Annotated in this window: 21 protein-coding genes; 19 read left to right on the top strand and 2 right to left on the bottom strand. The window is 59.9% G+C overall.

The genetic code is table 11. From position 1 onward, the window contains the following. The coding region (rne, locus tag D8U70_RS11490; protein ID WP_177433963.1) for a ribonuclease E at positions 1-1,759 on the bottom strand (1,759 nt) is incomplete at its 3' end. Positions 1,760-2,458: 699 nt separating this feature from the next. Here rne and rluC point away from each other — a divergent pair. From rluC to sppA, 3 genes are read left to right on the top strand one after another with little or no spacing between them, the layout of a single operon-like run. Then, positions 2,459-3,418, top strand: coding sequence for a 23S rRNA pseudouridine(955/2504/2580) synthase RluC (gene rluC, locus D8U70_RS11480; protein ID WP_016770994.1), 960 nt, complete (start codon positions 2,459-2,461; stop codon positions 3,416-3,418). Then, on the top strand, positions 3,405-4,067 hold the full coding sequence (locus D8U70_RS11475; RefSeq protein WP_016770993.1) for an HAD-IA family hydrolase: 663 nt from the start codon (positions 3,405-3,407) through the stop codon (positions 4,065-4,067). Before rluC ends, D8U70_RS11475 begins: the two co-directional genes overlap by 14 nt. Positions 4,068-4,091: 24 nt before the next feature. Then, positions 4,092-5,081 (top strand): signal peptide peptidase SppA, encoded by a 990-nt coding sequence (gene sppA, locus D8U70_RS11470; RefSeq protein ID WP_071173216.1) that lies wholly within the window; start codon positions 4,092-4,094, stop codon positions 5,079-5,081. Between the two features lie 85 nt (positions 5,082-5,166). Here the strand turns inward: sppA and D8U70_RS11465 are convergent, their stop codons facing one another. Further along, a complete protein-coding gene (locus tag D8U70_RS11465; RefSeq protein ID WP_110645993.1) occupies positions 5,167-5,745 on the bottom strand; it encodes a nucleoside triphosphate pyrophosphatase in 579 nt (192 codons plus the stop codon). A 105-nt stretch (positions 5,746-5,850) separates the two neighbouring features. On the opposite strand from D8U70_RS11465, the gene D8U70_RS11460 reads away from it, so the two are divergent. The 16 genes from D8U70_RS11460 (at position 5,851) to D8U70_RS11385 (ending at position 18,849) form a co-directional block, all read left to right on the top strand. Then, the gene (locus tag D8U70_RS11460) at positions 5,851-6,378 is read left to right on the top strand and encodes a YceD family protein (RefSeq protein ID WP_003204262.1); all 528 of its coding nucleotides are present in this window, start codon (positions 5,851-5,853) and stop codon (positions 6,376-6,378) included. Positions 6,379-6,391: 13 nt separating this feature from the next. Then, entirely contained in the window at positions 6,392-6,574 is a 183-nt protein-coding gene (gene rpmF / locus D8U70_RS11455) for a 50S ribosomal protein L32 (RefSeq protein ID WP_003179396.1), read from the top strand. A gap of 4 nt (positions 6,575-6,578) precedes the next feature. Beyond that, complete coding sequence (plsX, locus tag D8U70_RS11450; RefSeq protein WP_073472269.1) at positions 6,579-7,589, top strand: phosphate acyltransferase PlsX; 1,011 nt, start codon at positions 6,579-6,581, stop codon at positions 7,587-7,589. A 123-nt stretch (positions 7,590-7,712) separates the two neighbouring features. Next, positions 7,713-8,651, top strand: a complete 939-nt coding sequence (gene fabD / locus D8U70_RS11445; RefSeq protein WP_130928912.1) for an ACP S-malonyltransferase — start codon at positions 7,713-7,715, stop codon at positions 8,649-8,651. Between the two features lie 16 nt (positions 8,652-8,667). Beyond that, positions 8,668-9,411, top strand: a complete 744-nt coding sequence (gene fabG / locus D8U70_RS11440) for a 3-oxoacyl-ACP reductase FabG (RefSeq protein WP_016770989.1) — start codon at positions 8,668-8,670, stop codon at positions 9,409-9,411. Between the two features lie 196 nt (positions 9,412-9,607). Next, entirely contained in the window at positions 9,608-9,844 is a 237-nt protein-coding gene (acpP, locus tag D8U70_RS11435; RefSeq protein ID WP_003175607.1) for an acyl carrier protein, read from the top strand. 108 nt (positions 9,845-9,952) lie between these two features. After that, entirely contained in the window at positions 9,953-11,197 is a 1,245-nt protein-coding gene (fabF, locus tag D8U70_RS11430) for a beta-ketoacyl-ACP synthase II (protein ID WP_038860467.1), read from the top strand. After that, positions 11,197-12,012 (top strand): aminodeoxychorismate lyase, encoded by an 816-nt coding sequence (pabC, locus tag D8U70_RS11425; RefSeq protein ID WP_130928911.1) that lies wholly within the window; start codon positions 11,197-11,199, stop codon positions 12,010-12,012. The genes fabF and pabC overlap by 1 nt, the downstream gene beginning before the upstream one ends. Positions 12,013-12,015: 3 nt before the next feature. Further along, a complete protein-coding gene (gene mltG / locus D8U70_RS11420; protein WP_130928910.1) occupies positions 12,016-13,185 on the top strand; it encodes an endolytic transglycosylase MltG in 1,170 nt (389 codons plus the stop codon). Positions 13,186-13,204: 19 nt separating this feature from the next. After that, positions 13,205-13,837 (top strand): dTMP kinase, encoded by a 633-nt coding sequence (tmk, locus tag D8U70_RS11415; protein ID WP_130928909.1) that lies wholly within the window; start codon positions 13,205-13,207, stop codon positions 13,835-13,837. Then, a complete protein-coding gene (locus D8U70_RS11410; RefSeq protein ID WP_130928908.1) occupies positions 13,830-14,813 on the top strand; it encodes a DNA polymerase III subunit delta' in 984 nt (327 codons plus the stop codon). The genes tmk and D8U70_RS11410 overlap by 8 nt, the downstream gene beginning before the upstream one ends. Positions 14,814-14,855: 42 nt before the next feature. Beyond that, positions 14,856-15,212 carry a PilZ domain-containing protein gene (locus tag D8U70_RS11405; RefSeq protein WP_016770983.1) on the top strand — a complete coding sequence of 119 codons (357 nt, stop codon included), beginning with the start codon at positions 14,856-14,858 and terminating at the stop codon, positions 15,210-15,212. A 15-nt stretch (positions 15,213-15,227) separates the two neighbouring features. Beyond that, complete coding sequence (locus D8U70_RS11400; protein WP_130928907.1) at positions 15,228-16,019, top strand: TatD family hydrolase; 792 nt, start codon at positions 15,228-15,230, stop codon at positions 16,017-16,019. A 351-nt stretch (positions 16,020-16,370) separates the two neighbouring features. Further along, positions 16,371-17,009 carry a TetR/AcrR family transcriptional regulator gene (locus tag D8U70_RS11395; protein WP_016770981.1) on the top strand — a complete coding sequence of 213 codons (639 nt, stop codon included), beginning with the start codon at positions 16,371-16,373 and terminating at the stop codon, positions 17,007-17,009. A gap of 138 nt (positions 17,010-17,147) precedes the next feature. Continuing rightward, positions 17,148-18,116, top strand: a complete 969-nt coding sequence (locus D8U70_RS11390) for a radical SAM protein (protein ID WP_130928906.1) — start codon at positions 17,148-17,150, stop codon at positions 18,114-18,116. A 127-nt stretch (positions 18,117-18,243) separates the two neighbouring features. Beyond that, a complete protein-coding gene (locus tag D8U70_RS11385; RefSeq protein WP_016770979.1) occupies positions 18,244-18,849 on the top strand; it encodes a DUF4823 domain-containing protein in 606 nt (201 codons plus the stop codon). Positions 18,850-18,851: the final 2 nt, after the last annotated feature.

Genomic DNA, 18,851 nt, shown 5'->3' with positions numbered 1-18,851 from the left:
CGCTGGCAGGCTTCTCGGTAACCACAGGTGCTGCGGCGGCAGGTTCGTCCTTGCCGGCGAACAAGCTGACCAGCGACTTCACCAGGCCTTTGAACAGGCTTGGCTCGGGAGCCTGGGCTGGAGCAGCGGCTGGTGCGGCCGCTTCGACAGGTACCGGAGCGTTGGCGCGGGCCGGAGCGGTCTTGACCGCGGCTTCCTGGCGCACCAGGGTGCGGGTGGCGGCAGCCGGCTGGGCTTCTTCGGTTTCGGTGGCTGCGATTTCGTAGCTGGATTGGCCGCTCTGGGCTTCCGGGCTGTCGTCGCGCAAGCGCTGGACTTCGAAATGCGGGGTTTCCAGGTGATCGTTCGGCAGAATGACGATACGGGCCCGGGTGCGCAGCTCGATCTTGGTGATCGAATTGCGTTTTTCGTTGAGCAGGAAAGCGGCAACCGGAATCGGCACTTGCGCGCGGACTTCGGCGGTGCGGTCTTTCAGGGCTTCTTCTTCGATCAGGCGCAGGATGGCCAGCGACAGCGATTCAACGTCACGGATGATGCCGGTGCCGTTGCAACGCGGGCAGACGATGCCGCTGCTTTCGCCCAGCGATGGACGCAGGCGCTGACGGGACATTTCCAGCAGGCCGAAACGCGAGATGCGACCGATCTGCACGCGGGCGCGGTCAGCTTCCAGGCATTCGCGGACTTTCTCTTCCACGGCGCGCTGGTTCTTGGCCGGGGTCATGTCGATGAAGTCGATGACGATCAGGCCGCCGATGTCGCGCAGGCGCAACTGACGGGCGATTTCTTCGGCGGCTTCAAGGTTGGTCTGCAGGGCGGTTTCTTCGATGTCGCTGCCTTTGGTGGCACGCGCCGAGTTGATGTCGATCGACACCAGGGCTTCGGTCGGATCGATGACGATGGAGCCGCCGGAAGGCAGTTCGACGACGCGCTGGAACGCGGTCTCGATCTGGCTTTCGATCTGGAAACGATTGAACAGCGGCACGCTGTCTTCGTACAGCTTGATCTTGCTGGCGTACTGCGGCATCACCTGGCGGATGAAGGTCAGGGCTTCGTCCTGGGCTTCAACGCTGTCGATCAGCACTTCGCCGATGTCCTGGCGCAGGTAATCGCGGATGGCGCGGATGATCACGTTGCTTTCCTGGTAGATCAGGAATGGCGCGGAGCGATCCAGCGAGGCTTCTTTGATGGCGGTCCACAGTTGCAGCAGGTAGTCGAGGTCCCACTGCATTTCTTCGCTGCTGCGGCCCAGGCCGGCAGTGCGCACGATCAGACCCATGTCGGCCGGAGCAACCAGGCCGTTCAGCGCTTCACGCAGTTCGTTGCGCTCTTCGCCTTCGATGCGACGGGAGATGCCGCCGGCACGCGGATTGTTCGGCATCAGCACGAGGTAACGACCGGCGAGGCTGATGAAGGTGGTCAGGGCGGCGCCCTTGTTGCCACGTTCTTCTTTTTCGACCTGAACGATGACTTCCTGGCCTTCGCTCAGGACGTCCTTGATGTTGACGCGGCCTTCGGGGGCTTTCTTGAAGTATTCGCGGGAGATTTCTTTGAGGGGCAGGAAGCCGTGGCGCTCGGAGCCGAAATCGACAAAGGCAGCCTCAAGGCTTGGTTCGATGCGAGTGATACGGCCTTTATAGATGTTGGCCTTTTTCTGCTCGCGTGCACCGGATTCGATATCCAGGTCGTAGAGGCGCTGGCCATCTACCAGTGCAACACGCAACTCTTCGGGTTGAGTTGCGTTAATCAGCATTCTTTTCATGTAGTACCGTCGGTTTCCGGGCTGCCGGAAACGGCGTTCGGCACACACGACTTCTCACGGTCGGTGTCAGGTGCGTCGGGAGTGGTTGGCCATTCCCGTGTCCAGCGATGTGCGGCCAATTGGGCCGATACCGCGACGTACGCGTCCTGCTTGCTGTGGCTACTTAAGCACTCAGTCAGGAGGAGGAATCAACCAGCGGCTGTGGACGAGATGAAGCGTCTTGATCAAAGCTTGTTGCTACACAGTCCGGCGGTTGTGCATCTCCACCCTACACGTATCCCTGATAATTCGGGTGCTGCCGCGCGCAGAATCCGCAGCGGGTTGGCATTTACCGTGAGCTCCGAAAGGGGAGGTCACGCATCATGGCTAATTCAGGCGATGTTTCCGAAGCAATCGCTCGGGGTCATTCGCAGTCGACTGCACTTTGTGAACTGGCCTTGAATGTTGCCTGCCGGGCGAGTGAGAACTCTGCTCGGCGGTGTAATTCAGGCCTCATGTCACCTGCGCTCGTTACAACCGCAAACTCCACCGTTACGTAGCGAAAGCCCCGTAGGACGGCCTCGCGCCCTGGTGAATTGCGTTGGTCAGGGCCGGTCTTTGACCGTGGTTCCGCTGTCCAGGCCGCTTTTGGCGGCGTTCGCGACTATAGCAGCAATGATTAAGTGCTTCAATTCCATAAAAATTGTTATCATCCGCGGCATGACAACTACTGCCCCTTCGACTCCAGGCGTTCAACTGCTTGAAGTCTCGCCGGAGTATGCCGGCCAACGTATCGACAACTTTCTCCTCGCCCGGCTCAAAGGCGTGCCCAAGACCTTGATTTACCGCATTTTGCGCAAAGGCGAAGTGCGTGTGAACAAAGGTCGGATCAAGCCCGAATACAAGCTGCAGGCCGGCGATATCGTGCGCGTGCCGCCGGTTCGCGTGCCTGAGCGCGACGAACCGGTGCCGCTGGCCCAGGGGCTGTTGCAGCGCCTGGAAGCCTCGATCGTCTTCGAAGACAAGGCCCTGATCGTGATCAACAAGCCCGCCGGCATTGCGGTGCATGGCGGCAGCGGGCTGAATTTCGGCGTGATCGAAGCCTTTCGTCAGTTGCGTCCCGACGCCAAGGAGCTGGAGCTGGTTCACCGTCTCGACCGTGACACCTCCGGCCTGCTGATGATCGCCAAAAAACGCAGCATGTTGCGCCACCTGCACGAGCAGTTGCGCGGCGACGGCGTCGACAAGCGCTACATGGCGCTGGTCCGTGGCAATTGGGCAACCTCGATCAAGCAGGTTCGCGCACCGTTGCTCAAGAGCAATCTGCGCTCCGGCGAGCGCATGGTTGAGGTCAATGACGAGGGCAAAGAAGCCCTGACGCTGTTCAAGGTGCTGCGCCGTTTCGGCGATTTTGCCACCATGGTCGAGGCGAAACCGGTTACCGGTCGTACCCACCAGATTCGCGTGCACACCTTGCATGCTGGCCATTGCATTGCCGGTGACAGCAAGTATGGCGACGAGGATTTCACCAAGGAAATCCGCGATCTGGGTGGTAAGCGTCTGTTCCTGCACGCTTACATGCTGACCGTGCCGCTGCCCGACGGCGGCAAGCTGAATCTGCAAGCGCCCGTCGATGAAATGTGGGCCAAGACCGTGGAGCGATTGAGTGCGCCCATCTGATTACAAGCTGTTGATTTTCGACTGGGACGGCACCCTCGCCGATTCCATTCATCGGATCGTCGAGGCGATGCACTCGGCGTCCGGGCGTTCCGGTTTCGAGCTGCGCGATGACTTCGCCGTCAAAGGCATCATCGGTCTTGGCTTGCCGGAAGCGATTCGCACCCTGTATCCCGAAATCAGCGACGCAGAAATGCTCGCGTTTCGCGAGTACTACGCCGATCACTACATCGCTGCCGAAGCCGTGCCTTCGCCGCTGTTCGAGGGTGTGGTCGAGTCGATGGCATCGTTTCGCGAGCAGGGTTATCACCTGGCGGTAGCGACGGGCAAGAATCGTCGCGGACTGGATCGGGTGCTCAAGGCCAATGGCTGGGAAGATTATTTCGATATCACCCGCGCTGCCGATGAAACTGCCAGCAAGCCACACCCTCTGATGCTTGAGCAGATTGTCAGCCACTGCGGCGTACGCCCGGAGCAGGCGTTGATGGTCGGTGATTCGTCGTTCGATCTGCTGATGGCGCGCAACGCGGGGATGGATTCGGTGGCGGTCAGTTATGGCGCGCAATCGATCGAGTCCCTGCAGCAGTTCGAGCCACGCCTGTCGATCGACCGTTTTTCTGAATTACACGCCTGGCTGGGTCAGCGGGCTTAATACGTTTTTGCTGGGGTAGATGGCATGACCGACGAATGGAAAGCACCGGCCAAGGCAAGTGCCGACGACGGTGACGCGAAAAGCTGGAAGCTGTTGGAAAAGACTTTGCTGGCCGGCGTGCAGGAACAACGCCGTTCGCGGCGCTGGGGGATTTTCTTCAAGCTGCTGACGTTTGTTTATCTTTTTGTTGCGCTGCTGCTGTTCACGCCGCTGATGGACATGGAAAAAAGCGCCACCCGCGGCCCGAACTACACGGCGTTGATCGAGATCGACGGCGTAATCGCCGACAAGGAGCCGGCCAGCGCCGATAATATCGTTGGCAGCCTGCGCGCGGCGTTCGAAGACAAGAAGGTCAAAGGCGTGGTCCTGCGCATCAACAGTCCGGGCGGCAGTCCGGTGCAGTCCGGTTATGTCTATGACGAGATCAAGCGTCTGCGTGGCCTGCATCCAGAGATCAAGCTCTACGCAGTGATTTCCGATCTTGGTGCTTCGGGCGCCTATTACATCGCCAGCGCGGCGGATCAGATCTACGCCGACAAGGCCAGTCTGGTCGGCTCGATCGGCGTGACGGCGGCGGGTTACGGTTTCGTCGGCACCATGGAGAAACTCGGCGTTGAGCGTCGCACCTACACCTCGGGCGAACACAAGGCATTTCTGGATCCGTTCCAGCCGCAAAAGCCTGAAGAAACCGCATTTTGGCAAAGCGTGCTCGACACCACGCACAAGCAGTTCATCAACAGCGTCAAGCAGGGGCGTGGTGATCGCCTGAAGGACAAAGAGCATCCGGAGCTGTTTTCCGGGCTGGTCTGGTCGGGTGAGCAGGCGCTGCCGCTGGGCCTGATCGATGGCTTGGGCAGTGCCAGTTCGGTGGCGCGTGATGTGATTGGCGAGAAGGAGCTGGTGGACTTCACCGTGCAGGAATCGCCGTTCGATCGCTTCTCGAAAAAGCTCGGCGCCAGCGTGGCCGAGCAGTTGGCGATGTGGATGGGTTTCCACGGGCCTTCGTTGCGTTAAGACGTTTCAAGGTCGAAAGATCGGAGTCGGCGGCAACTCTTGCACGGATCGGTGTGGAGCTGCCGAAGGCTGCGATCTTTTGCTTTTAAGGGATTTGCACGCCTTCGACCAACAACATATCGATCAGGCGAATCAGCGGCAGGCCGATCAGGCTGGTGGCATCCGGGCCTTCGGTCGATTGAAACAGGCTCACGCCCAGTCCTTCGGCCTTGAAGCTGCCGGCGCAGTCGTACGGTTGCTCGATGCGCAGGTAGCGTTCGATGCGCGCCTGATCCAGCTGACGCATGTGCACGGTAAACGGCACGCAGTCGACTTGGCATTGCCCGGTCTGGCTGTTGAGCAGCGTCAGGCCAGTCAGGAAGGTTACGCTCGCACCGCTGGCCGCCATCAATTGCTCGCGAGCCTTCTCGAAGGTGTGCGGCTTGCCGATGATCTGTTCGCCGAGGACGGCGACCTGATCCGAGCCAATGATCAGATGAGCAGGGTGGCTGTCCGCCAGGGCGCGGGCTTTTTCCTCAGCGAGGCGTTTGACCAGATCGATCGCGGACTCGCCCGGGCGGTGGCTTTCGTCGATGTCCGGCGAGCTGCAGACGAACGGCAGGTGCAGGCGGGCGAGCAATTCACGGCGATAAGTCGAGCTTGAAGCGAGTAATAATGGCAGCATGGACGTCTCCTGAGGCAGGTGCGGATTCTAGCGGAGGCGCGCAAGTGACGGACAGGGCACAATTTCCTTTGACATGGGTGGGTGCATCCCTATAATGCTGCGCCTATGTTGAATGACCCGATTCCACCTCACGTTGACCCGCGCAAATTGGCTGACCGTGGCACCACCCTTCAAGGTGAACTGCTGCTGGCCGATTTGAAGAGACTCTGCGACCCGCTTTCCGACGATGTCGGTACGGTGCAGGCCAAATTCGTTTTTGAACGAGATGAACGTAAGTCTGTGGTCATCCACAGCTTTATCGACACCGAAGTCAAAATGGTTTGCCAGCGTTGTCTTGAGCTGGTCACCCTGCCGATCCACAGCGAATGCAGTTACGCGGTGGTGAAGGAGGGTGCGAATACCCAGTCGTTGCCGAAAGGTTATGACGTGCTGGAACTGGGCGAAGATCCATTGGATCTGCAGTCACTGATCGAGGAGGAGCTTCTGCTCGCCTTGCCCATTGTGCCTGCTCATCATCCGGAAGAATGCCAGCAGCCGGCGGGAGCAGATGAGCCCGAACCGAGCGAGGACGAGGTAACGCGGTCCAACCCGTTCAGTGTATTGGCGCAGTTAAAGCGTGACCCAAACGTTTAGGAGTTAATCAATTATGGCTGTTCAGCAGAACAAAAAATCCCGCTCTGCCCGTGACATGCGCCGTTCGCACGACGCTCTCGAGGCTAGCACCCTGTCTGTAGAAAAAACCACTGGTGAAGTTCACCTGCGTCACCACGTATCGCCAGAAGGCGTTTACCGTGGCCGTAAAGTGATCGACAAGGGCGCTGACGAGTAATCACTTGTCTGCTCAAGTCATCGCGATTGACGCAATGGGCGGGGACTTCGGTCCCCGCAGCATTGTTCAGGCCAGTCTCGCTTGCCTGTCCGCTACACCCTCGCTGCACCTGACCCTTGTCGGTCAACCCTCCCTTCTTGAAGAACTGATCCACGGCCAGTCGGCTGCCGATCGCGCGCGCCTGACGATTGTTGCGGCCAGCGAAGTCATCACCATGGACGAAAAACCTGCACAGGCCCTGCGTGGCAAGCCGGATTCGTCGATGCGCGTGGCTCTTGAACTGCTGCGCGATGGCAAGGTGCAGGCCTGTGTCAGTGCCGGCAATACCGGTGCGTTGATGGCCTTGTCGCGTTTCGTCCTGAAGACATTGCCCGGCATTGATCGTCCGGCCATGGTCGCGGCGATTCCGACGCAGACCGGTTATTGCCAGCTGCTCGATCTGGGCGCCAACGTCGATTGCAGTGCCGAGCACTTGTTGCAGTTTGCGGTGATGGGCTCGGTCGCTGCACAGACTTTGGGCATTGCCCGTCCACGTGTTGCGTTGCTGAACATCGGCACCGAAGACATCAAGGGCAATCAGCAGGTCAAACTGGCCGCAACGCTGTTGCAGGCTGCGCGCGGGATCAACTACATCGGCTTCATCGAAGGTGACGGCTTGTACCGCGGTGAGGCCGACGTGGTGGTGTGTGACGGCTTCGTCGGCAATATCCTGCTCAAATCCAGCGAAGGCCTGGCGACGATGATTGCGATGCGCATCGAGGCCCTGTTCAAGAAAAACCTGGCATCTCGCGCAGTGGGTGCCTTGGCACTGCCGTTGATGAAACGTCTGCAGGCTGATCTGGCCCCGGCGCGACATAATGGCGCAAGCTTTCTCGGTTTGCAGGGCATCGTCGTGAAAAGCCACGGATCGGCCGGGGTTCAAGGCTTTCAGAGTGCGATTCAACGGGCGCTGATCGAGATTCAGGAGAACCTGCCCGAGCGTCTCCACGGTCGTCTGGAGGAACTGTTGTCTTAGGCGTTTTCGTCGGACAATGCTTAAATGTGACCGCCCGGTTCAAAGGGCCATCCAAACTGTCAGTTTCTGGCGTCCCCAACGGGGCGTTATTTTCCGACGACAAGATCATTAGGGGCTTGTTACATGTCTGCTTCCCTCGCATTCGTCTTTCCAGGACAGGGTTCGCAGTCCCTCGGCATGCTGGCCGAGCTGGGCGCGCAACATCCGCTGATCCTCGAAACCTTTCAAGAAGCCTCTGCTGCGCTGGGCTACGACCTATGGGCACTTACCCAGCAGGGCCCGGAAGAGCTGCTCAATCAAACCGACAAAACCCAGCCGGCCATTCTGACCGCTTCGATCGCCCTGTGGCGTCTGTGGCTGGCCGAAGGCGGCGCGCGTCCGGCGTTTGTCGCCGGCCACAGCCTGGGTGAATACAGCGCGCTGGTTGCCGCCGGCAGCCTGAGCCTGGCTGACGCGGTCAAGCTCGTCGAGCGCCGTGGCCAGTTGATGCAGGAAGCGGTGCCGGCCGGGCAGGGCGGCATGGCCGCGATCCTCGGCCTGGAAGATGCCGACGTGCTGGCTGCCTGCGCCGAAGCGGCGCAAGGCGAAGTCGTCAGCGCGGTGAATTTCAACTCGCCGGGCCAAGTGGTGATCGCCGGTGCCAAGGCGGCTGTCGAGCGCGCCATCGAAGGTTGCAAGGCCCGTGGTGCCAAACGCGCCATGCCGTTGCCGGTGAGCGTGCCGTCGCACTGCGAGCTGATGCGTCCGGCTGCCGACCGTTTCGCTGAATCCATCGCCGCCATCGACTGGCAGGCGCCGCAGATCCCCGTGGTGCAGAACGTCAGCGCACAAGTGCCGGCCGATCTGGAAACCCTCAAGCGTGATCTGCTCGAACAGCTCTACAAGCCAGTGCGCTGGGTTGAATCGGTACAGACGTTGGCCGCCAAGGGCGCGACCAATCTGGTCGAGTGCGGCCCGGGCAAAGTCCTCGCTGGCCTGAACAAACGTTGCGCCGAAGGCGTTTCGACTTCCAATCTCAATACCCCAGACGCCTTCGCTGCCGCTCGCGCAGCGCAGGCCTGAATCAGGAGAAACTTGCATGAGTCTGCAAGGTAAAGTTGCACTGGTTACCGGTGCAAGCCGCGGTATCGGCCAGGCCATCGCGCTGGAGCTGGGTCGTCAGGGCGCCATCGTTGTCGGCACCGCGACCTCCGCGTCGGGCGCCGAGCGCATTGCCGCGACCCTGAAGGAAAACGGTATTCAGGGCGCCGGTTTCGAACTCAATGTCACCAGCGACGAATCGGTCAGCGCCGTGCTGGCAGGCATTCAGGAGCAGTTCGGTGCTCCGGTGGCGATTCTGGTCAATAATGCCGGTATCACCCGCGATAACCTGATGATGCGCATGAAAGACGACGAGTGGTACGACGTGATCGATACTAACTTGAACAGTCTGTATCGCCTGTCCAAGGGCGTTTTGCGTGGCATGACCAAGGCGCGCTGGGGTCGAATTATCAGTATTGGCTCGGTGGTGGGTGCCATGGGCAACGCCGGCCAAGTAAACTATGCAGCCGCCAAGGCCGGTCTGGAAGGTTTCAGCCGGGCGATGGCGCGTGAAGTCGGTTCGCGTTCGATTACGGTCAACTCGGTAACCCCAGGGTTCATCGACACCGATATGACCCGCGAGCTGCCTGAAGCACAGCGTGAAGCCTTGCAGACGCAGATTCCGCTGGGTCGTCTGGGGCAAGCTCAAGAGATCGCGTCCGTGGTCGCTTTTCTTGCATCCGACGGTGCGGCATACGTTACCGGGGCTACAATCCCGGTGAACGGTGGGATGTACATGTAAGTAAAATGTGACGGATTGCTTCAAAAAAATGTCATACGAGCTGTCTAAAATCCGTTATAAAGCTGCAATCTATTTATAGGCAGAGGGCCGCAGGGTTTGAGGAGTGAAGCTTTCAGTTGAAAAACTGAAAAGGCTTTCTATACACTTACCCACTGGCCAGCTGCCTGAATTTGTCCATTAGGAGTGAAAACAAGGTATGAGCACCATCGAAGAGCGCGTCAAGAAAATCGTTGCCGAGCAACTGGGTGTTAAAGAAGAAGAAGTGGTCAACACCGCTTCCTTCGTAGAAGACCTGGGTGCCGACTCCCTTGACACCGTTGAGCTGGTGATGGCTCTGGAAGAGGAATTCGAGACCGAAATCCCTGACGAAGAAGCTGAAAAGATCACTACTGTACAAGCTGCAATCGACTACGTTACCAGCCACCAGGCGTAACAGTTTGTAATCGTTGCTTGCTGTCATGGAAAAACCGCACTGCCATCATGGCGTGCGGTTTTTTCTTTAGGCCTGATGCAAAGTCGTCATTTGAAAAAGGAGAGTGCTGTGTCGCGTAGACGCGTCGTAGTCACCGGTATGGGTATGTTGTCGCCACTGGGCACGGATGTGCCGAGCAGTTGGCAGGGCATTCTGGCTGGCCGCAGTGGCATTGGTCTGATCGAACACACCGACCTTTCTGCCTATTCGACCCGCTTCGGCGGTTCGGTCAAAGGCTTCAATGTCGAGGAATACCTGTCGGTCAAGGAAGCGCGCAAGCTCGACCTGTTCATTCAGTACGGCCTCGCCGCAGGCTTTCAAGCCGTGCGCAACGCCGGTCTGGAAGTCACCGATGCCAACCGTGAACGCATTGGCGTGGCCATGGGTTCGGGGATTGGCGGTCTGACCAACATCGAAGAGACCAGCCGCACCCTGCACGAGACCGGTCCGCGACGGATCTCGCCGTTCTTTGTGCCTGGCTCGATCATCAATATGATTTCCGGTTTCCTGTCCATCCACCTGGGTGCACAGGGGCCTAACTACGCCATCGCTACTGCATGTACCACCGGTACGCACTGCATCGGCATGGCCGCGCGCAACATCATGTACGACGAAGCCGACGTGATGATTGCCGGCGGTGCGGAAATGGCCGCTTGCGGTCTGGGCATGGGCGGCTTCGGCGCGTCCCGTGCGCTGTCGACCCGCAACGACGAGCCGACCCGTGCCAGTCGTCCTTGGGACAAGGGCCGTGACGGCTTCGTTCTGTCCGACGGTGCCGGTGCGCTGGTTCTCGAAGAGCTCGAACACGCCAAGGCTCGTGGCGCTACGATCTACGCCGAGCTGATCGGTTTCGGCACCAGTGGCGATGCGTTCCACATGACCTCGCCACCCGCCGATGGCGCCGGTGCCGCGCGCTGCATCACCAATGCCCTGCGCGACGCGAAGATCAATGTCGATCAAGTGCAGTACATCAACGCCCACGGCACCTCGACCCCGGCCGGCGACCTTGCCGAAGCCAATGCGATCAAGTCGGTGTTCGGCGATCACGCCTACAAGCTGGCCGTCAGCTCGACCAAGTCGATGACCGGCCACCTGTTGGGTGCGGCGGGCGCGGTCGAAGCGATTTTCAGCGTGCTGGCGATCAACAGCCAGGTGGCGCCGCCGACCATCAACCTCGATGAGCCCGACGAAGGCTGCGATCTCGATTTCGTCGCGCACACCGCGCGTAACATGGACATCGATGTCGTGCTGTCCAACTCCTTCGGTTTTGGCGGCACCAACGGCACGCTGGCGTTCCGTCGGTTCGCCGGCTGATGGACAGCTGGGTCGACGGTCAACCGGCTGACGCGCTGTCGCTGAAAGATCGCGGCCTGGCTTACGGCGATGGTCTGTTCGAGACCATTGCCGTGCGCAGTGGACAGCCGGTCCTGCTGGATCGACACCTGACGCGCCTGGCCGATGGCTGCGCGCGTCTCGCCATCGCGACCGATCTTGAGCTGGTTCGCCATGAGGTGCTCAGCTATGCCGCTGCGATGGGCGAGGGCGTGCTCAAGCTCATCCTCACGCGTGGCGACGGCTTGCGCGGTTATGCGCCCGATCCTGCGGCGCAGGGCCGACGCATACTGCAAGGCAATCCGCCGGCATCGTATCCCGCTGCCCATGCCGAGTACGGCATCCGCCTGTTTCCCTGCAGCACGCGTTTATCTACGCAGCCGTTGTTGGCCGGGCTCAAACATCTGAATCGACTGGAACAGGTACTCGCCCGCGCCGAATGGCAGGACAGCGAGCATGCCGAAGGCTTGATGCTTGATCAGGCCGGGCGCGTCGTTGAGGGCGTGTACAGCAATATTTTCGTGGTGCGCGACGGTGGCTTGATCACGCCCGACTTGAAACGCTGCGGCGTCGCAGGTGTGATGCGCGCGGAAATTTTGTTTCAGGCCGAGTCACTGGCCATCCCCACGCAAATCGCCGATATCAGCCTCGAACAGCTGCAATGGGCTGATGAAGTGTTTGTCTGCAACAGCGTTTATGGCGTCTGGCCGGTACGCGCCTGTGCCGCACTGAGCTGGCCGGTTGGCCCGCTCACCCGTAAACTGCAAACCATTGCCCGCGCGCTACTGGATGCTTGATTCGTGAGACGTAAACTTTTGCTGCTGCTGGAAACCGGACTGGTTCTGGCAGGGCTGCTGTTGGGCGCCAGCGCCTGGAAAATTCATTCGGCGCTGGAACAGCCCCTGAACATCCCGCAGGAACAACTGCTGGATGTGCCGAAAGGCTCTACACCGACCCGTACCTTCCTTGAACTCGAAACCGATGGCGTCATCAAGGACGCGTTCTGGCTGCGCGTCTACTGGCGCTTCAATCTTGCCGGCACGCCGATTCACAGCGGCGAGTACCGCATGCAGCCGGGCATGACCGTCAACGGTCTGATCGATTCGTGGAAGCGCGGCGACGTGGTTCAGTACAGCCTGACCCTGGTCGAAGGCTGGACTTTCCATCAAGTGCGCGCCGCCCTGGCCAAGGACGACAAGCTCGAGCAGACCCTCACCGGTCTGAGCGACAGCGACGTCATGGCGAAGATCGGCCACAAAGGCTTGTTCCCCGAAGGCCGGTTTTTCCCGGACACCTACCGCTTCGTACGTGGCATGTCCGATGCCGAGCTGTTGAAGAAAGCCTTTGATCGCCTCGATGAAGTGCTCGCCAAAGAGTGGGCGCAGCGTTCTGCTGATGTGCCTTACAGCGAACCTTATCAAGCGCTGATCATGGCCTCGCTGGTCGAGAAAGAGACCGGCGTTCCGCAGGAGCGCGGGCAGATTGCCGGTGTGTTCGTACGGCGCATGGCGTTGGGCATGCAGTTGCAGACCGATCCGACAGTGATCTATGGCCTCGGCGACCGCTACACGGGCAAACTGACCCGCGCGCATCTGAAAGAACCGACGCCCTATAACACTTACGTGATTCCCGGTTTGCCACCGACGCCGATTGCGATGGTCGGGCGCGAGGCGATTCATGCTGCGCTCAACCCGGTGGAGGGCAGCAGCCTGTATTTCGTCGCCCGTGGCGATGGCAGCCATGTGTTCTCCGATGATCTGGATGCGCACAACAACGCAGTGCGCGAATACCAGCTCAAGCGCCGTGCCGATTACCGTTCCAGCCCGGCACCAGTAACCGCGCCGGCCACCGATGAGGCGATTCCGGCGGCCTCGCCGAACACCGCGCCCGAGGCGCTGCCGCAAGTGCCGTTGCAAGAACCTGCGCCAGCCCCGGAACCGGACGCCGCTGCACCACAGAACGCGCAATGACTTTGATGAAGGACTGCCTGTGACTGGCTTGTTTATTACCCTGGAAGGCCCGGAAGGCGCGGGCAAGAGCACCAATCGCGAATACCTCGCCGAGCGCCTGCGCGCCGCCGGTATCGAAGTGCTGCTCACCCGTGAGCCCGGCGGTACGCCGCTGGCCGAGCGGATTCGTGACGTGTTGCTGACCCCGGCCGACGAAGTGATGCATCCGGACGCCGAGCTGTTGCTGGTGTTCGCCGCCCGCGCCCAGCATCTGGCAGAGGTGATTCGCCCGGCGCTCGCTCGTGGCGCTGTGGTGCTGTGTGATCGTTTCACCGACTCGACATACGCCTACCAGGGCGGCGGTCGTGGTTTGTCGCTGGAACGCATCGCCACCCTGGAAACTTTCGTGCAGGGTGACTTGCGGCCCGATCTGACACTTATTTTCGATCTGCCCGTAGAGATCGGTCTGGCCCGCGCCAGTGCCCGTGGTCGCCTGGACCGTTTCGAACTCGAAGGCCGGGCGTTTTTCGAGAACGTGCGCAATGCGTTTCTGAAGCGCGCCGAAGCCGATCCTTCGCGCTATGTGCGCATCGATGCCGGTCAGCCATTGGTCAAGGTCCAGCAATCGCTGGACACCTTGCTACCGAATTTGCTGGAGCTGGCCCGTGGCTGAGGCCTATCCATGGCAGGACAGCCTCTGGCAGCAACTGGCCGGACGCAGTCAGCATGCCCACGCGTACCTGCTGCACGGTCCGGCCGGTATCGGCAAACGTGCTCTGGCCGAACGCCTGATGGCCAGCCTGCTGTGTCAGCGTCCTACGCCTGAGGCGTGCGGCGAGTGCAAATCCTGCTTGCTGCTCAAGGCCGGCAGTCATCCGGACAATTACATCCTGGAGCCGGAAGAGGCGGACAAGGCGATCAAGGTCGATCAGGTTCGTGATCTGGTCAGTTTCGTCGTGCAGACTGCGCAGCTCGGCGGGCGCAAAGTGGTGTTGATCGAGCCGGTCGAGTCGATGAACATCAACGCTGCCAACGCCTTGCTCAAAAGCCTTGAGGAGCCGTCCGGCGATACTGTTCTGCTGTTGGTCAGTCACCAGCCGAGCCGTTTGTTGCCAACCATCAAGAGCCGTTGCGTGCAGCAGGCCTGCCCTCTGCCGGGCGAGGCGATGAGCCTGCAATGGCTGGCCCAGGCGCTGCCGGATTGCGCGGAAGACGAACGCGTCGAACTGCTGACGCTGGCCGCCGGGTCGCCGCTGATGGCGGTCAGCCTGCAATCCCAGGGTGTGCGTGAACAACGTGCACAAGTGGTCGAAGGCGTGAAGAAGTTGCTCAAGGGCCAGCAATCGCCGACGCAACTGGCGGAAGAGTGGAAAAACATTCCGATGTTGCGTCTGTTCGACTGGTTCTGCGACTGGTCGAGCCTGATCCTGCGCTATCAACTGACTCAGGACGAAGGCGGCCTCGGCCTGGCCGATATGCGCAAGGTCGTGCAGTACCTGGCGCAGAAAAGCGCGCAGGGTAAAGTGCTGGATATTCAGGACTGGATTCTCGCCCAACGGCAGAAAGTGTTGAGCAAGGCCAACCTCAATCCGGCGCTTTTGCTGGAAGCATTGTTGGTGCAATGGGTGGGATTGCCTGGTCAAAGATAAGAATGTGTACCTAGACTCTGAAGATCAGCAGTGGAGGTGAACATGATTGAACCTGTCAGCCCGGGGCCGCGTAACGGCATCTTGTCCCTGACCATCAAGGACAAGTCGGTGCTTTACGCCGCCTACATGCCGTTCATCAAGAATGGTGGTCTGTTCATCCCGACCAACAAAAGCTACCGGTTGGGCGACGAGGTGTTCATGCTGTTGCACCTGATGGACGAAGCGGAAAAAATCCCCGTCGCCGGCAAGGTCGCCTGGATCACCCCCAAAGGTGCACAAGGCAATCGCGCCGCCGGTGTCGGCGTGCAGTTCAATGACGGCGACGACACTGCGCGCAGTCGCATCGAAACTCATCTGGCCGGAGCGCTGAAATCCGACCGTCCCACTCATACGATGTAAGTTGCAGTCCTTTTTATGCTCGTAGATTCCCATTGCCACCTTGATCGTCTCGACCTCTCCGCCCATGACGGCTCGCTGGATGCCGCACTCGCTGCGGCCCGCGAGCGTGGGGTCGGACACTTTCTGTGCATCGGCGTCAGTGCCGACAACGCCGCCGACGTCAAAGCCCTCGCCGAGCGGTATGCCGATGTCGATTGCTCGGTCGGTGTGCATCCGCTGGATGTGCAGCCGGGCGCGGCACCAGCGCTGGACTGGCTGCTGCACGAACTCGATCACCCGAAAGTGGTGGCGATCGGCGAAACCGGTCTCGACTATCACTACGAGCCGGAAGCTGCCGAGTTGCAGCAGGAATCGTTTCGCCTGCACCTGCAAGCGGCGCAGCAGACCGGCAAACCGGTGATCATCCACACCCGTGGCGCTCGTGCCGACACCCTGGAACTGCTGCGCGAAGCGGCGCTGCCCCAGGCGGGTGTGTTGCATTGCTTCACCGAAGACTGGGACATGGCCAAAGCGGCGCTGGACATGGGCTATTACATTTCCCTCTCGGGCATTGTCACGTTCCGCAATGCCGACGCCTTGCGTGACGTGGCGAGCAAAGTGCCGGCCGATCGCCTGCTGGTGGAAACCGACTCGCCGTACCTGGCGCCGATCCCGTATCGCGGCAAGCCGAACCTGCCGCAGTACGTGCGCGAAGTGGCGGAGTTTCTGGCGATGCTGCGTGGTGAGAACTACGAGCGCTTTGCCGAGCAGACCACAGAGAACTTCAAGCGTCTGTTCCCGCTGGCGAGTGTTAAATCTGCCCTGTGACGGCTGGCCAAATCACAGGCAAAAAAAACCCGGGTTCTGGGGGGTGAATCCGGGTTAAGACCATTAGGAGTAAAACAAAGGCACGCGGTCCGTTGGTACCTTTACCGGCGCGACACTTGGGGGAGATGTCGCCCGACAGTTCAAGTATTGATCAGTCTGGCGTGCAGTCCAGTGAGCCGGTCGGGGTTTTTAAACAAATTTGGAATACGTTTGCTTCAGTTGAGTTCTCATTGCACCCGAATCGTTCTCGAAATGAACAAGAAACACAGATTTGGTCGATGAACCGTGCTTTTTTGCGCAAGTTAGGCATAATACGCGGCTTCGAATTTTGACCCTTCAGACCTTTTTCTTATGCATAAAGAACCTCGTAAGGTCCGTGAATTTCGTCGCCGCGAGCAGGAAATTCTCGATACCGCGCTCAAGCTGTTCCTCGACCAGGGTGAAGACAGTGTCACCGTCGAGATGATTGCTGATGCCGTGGGTATCGGCAAAGGCACGATCTACAAGCACTTCAAATCCAAGGCGGAGATCTACTTGCGCCTGATGCTCGACTACGAGCGCGATCTGAACGAGCTGCTGCATTCGGCGGATGTCGACAAGGACAAGGAAGCGCTGTCGCGCGCCTACTTCGAATTCCGCATGCGCGACCCGCAGCGCTATCGCCTGTTCGACCGCCTCGAAGAGAAAGTGGTCAAGGGCAATCAGGTGCCGGAGATGGTCGAGGAACTGCACAAGATCCGTGCCTCGAACTTCGAACGCCTGACCCTGCTGATCAAGGGTCGCATCAGCGAAGGCAAGCTCGAAGACGTGCCGCCGTACTTCCACTACTGCGCATCCTGGGCGCTGGTGCACGGCGCGGTGGCGCTGTATCACTCGCCATTCTGGAGCAATGTGCTGGAAGATCAGGAAGGCTTCTTCCAGTTCCTGATGGACATCGGCGTGCGCATGGGCAACAAGCGCAAGCGCGACCCGGAAACCCCCAGCACATAAGTCATTCAGCGGGCTGATTGCGCCGTGTTTTCACAACATGGCGCAATAGCGCAGGAATATACTCAGGCATAGGGCTTGCTAAAACCTGATTTCTCAGTCAAGTTTTGCTCGCTCGATTTTCTTTCGCCGGAGTGTTTCATGATCGTTGACCGTCAAGGCAGGCGTTTTCGCAATCTGCGCATCAGCCTGACCTCTGCCTGCAATTACGCCTGTACCTACTGCGTGCCCAACGGCAAGCGGTTGGTCGCTGCGCAGGATGAACTGTCGGCCGAAGCCATTGCACGCGGCGTCGAATACCTGATCGAAGCGGCCGGCATCGAGCGCCTGCGCATCACTGGCGGCGAGCCACTGGTCAGCCCCAAACTCGAATCGTTCATGACTGCCGTCGGCCAGATGGGCCTCGACGACATAAGTCTGACCACCAACGGTCAACTCCTCGCGAAAAAACTGCCGCTGCTGGTCGATGCCGGTCTGCGCCGGATCAACGTTTCCCTCGATACTCTCGATGCCGCTGCTTTTCGCAGCATCGCCCGTGGCGGCGACCTGGCCAGCGTGCTCGATGGCATGGATCAGGCTGCTGCCGCCGGGATGAAGATCAAGGTCAACATGGTGCCGTTGCGCGGGCAAAACCTCGATCAGGTCATGCCGTTGCTTGATTACTGTCTGGAGCGCGGCTTCGAACTGCGCTTCATCGAGCTGATGCGCATGGGCCACCTGGCCAAGGATTCCAATGCCTTCCTGCAGCAGTTCGTCAGCCTTGAGCAGTTGCTCGGCCTGATTGGCGAGCGCTATGAATACGCTCAGACCGACGCACCGGTGGACGCCACGGCTGTGCGCTATGCGATTCCCGGTCGCGGCAATTTCGGGGTGATCGCCAACGAAAGCGTGCCGTTCTGCCGCACCTGTTCGCGCTTGCGCCTGTCATCGACCGGTTGGCTGCATGGCTGCCTGTCGTCGAGCAACCGCCACTATGTCGGCGATCTGCTCGACAAGCCGCGTCATCAGGCGTTGCCGGCGCTGCAACGTTTGCTGGTCAAGGCGTTGGGTGACAAGCAGGAGGTGGCGTTCTCTGGCGGCGCTACTGTCATGAAGATTATTGGTGGCTGAAAAATCGCTTTCGCGAGCAGGCTCGCTCCCACAGGGAACGCCTTTCAAGGAAAATCCCGAGCTGGCGCAAAAGCTGCATCCAACGGCCATTCGCCGGTTTTCCGACACCGGCTTCTGGAGGAATAGGATGCGTAGCCTGGTTTTGCTGCTGGCCGTTTTGGCGCTTGGCGGCTGCATGAATGTCAGCGATATGGCCGAAGGCACTCGTTATCATATGAGCGATGCGGGGCTTCTGGACCATAGCGACAGCCGCCGGGTGAACAATCTCCGCATTCAGCCGGACTCGTTCATCTTCATCGCCCAGGGCGCGTTCGCGCCACCGGGTGGTTCCTATCCACGGCCGAACGTGGTCGCCGAAGAAGCCTTCAAGGGCTTTGTCGAATATTTCCCGATGGTCCGCCGCGCCCGTGCGCCGGAAGGACTCGATCAGGCCATGGGCGAAGCCCGTGATGCCGGCGCGCATTATCTGCTGTACACACGTTTCGCCAAGGCTGACGACCGCATCGGCAACTCTGACGAGTGGCTGGACCAGGAAGCCGTGGATCGCCTCGGTATCGACGGCGGCGTGATTCAGATCATGTTGATCGAGACCAGCACCCAGTATTTGATTGATACTGCACGGATCAAGAGTCGTGGCGGTTTACTGACGTTCCATGACTCCAAACCCGAAGACCTCATCGGTCCGCCGCTGGCGCAATACGCACGCAGCCTGCTGGGGATCGGCGACCAGTAATC

It is taken from the genome of Pseudomonas sp. Sample_20, from assembly GCF_004307585.1.
GTDB classification, from domain to species: domain Bacteria; phylum Pseudomonadota; class Gammaproteobacteria; order Pseudomonadales; family Pseudomonadaceae; genus Aquipseudomonas; species Aquipseudomonas atacamensis.
The sequence above is the reverse complement of the archived record's forward strand: the minus strand, read 5'-3'. Positions and strand labels throughout refer to the sequence as shown.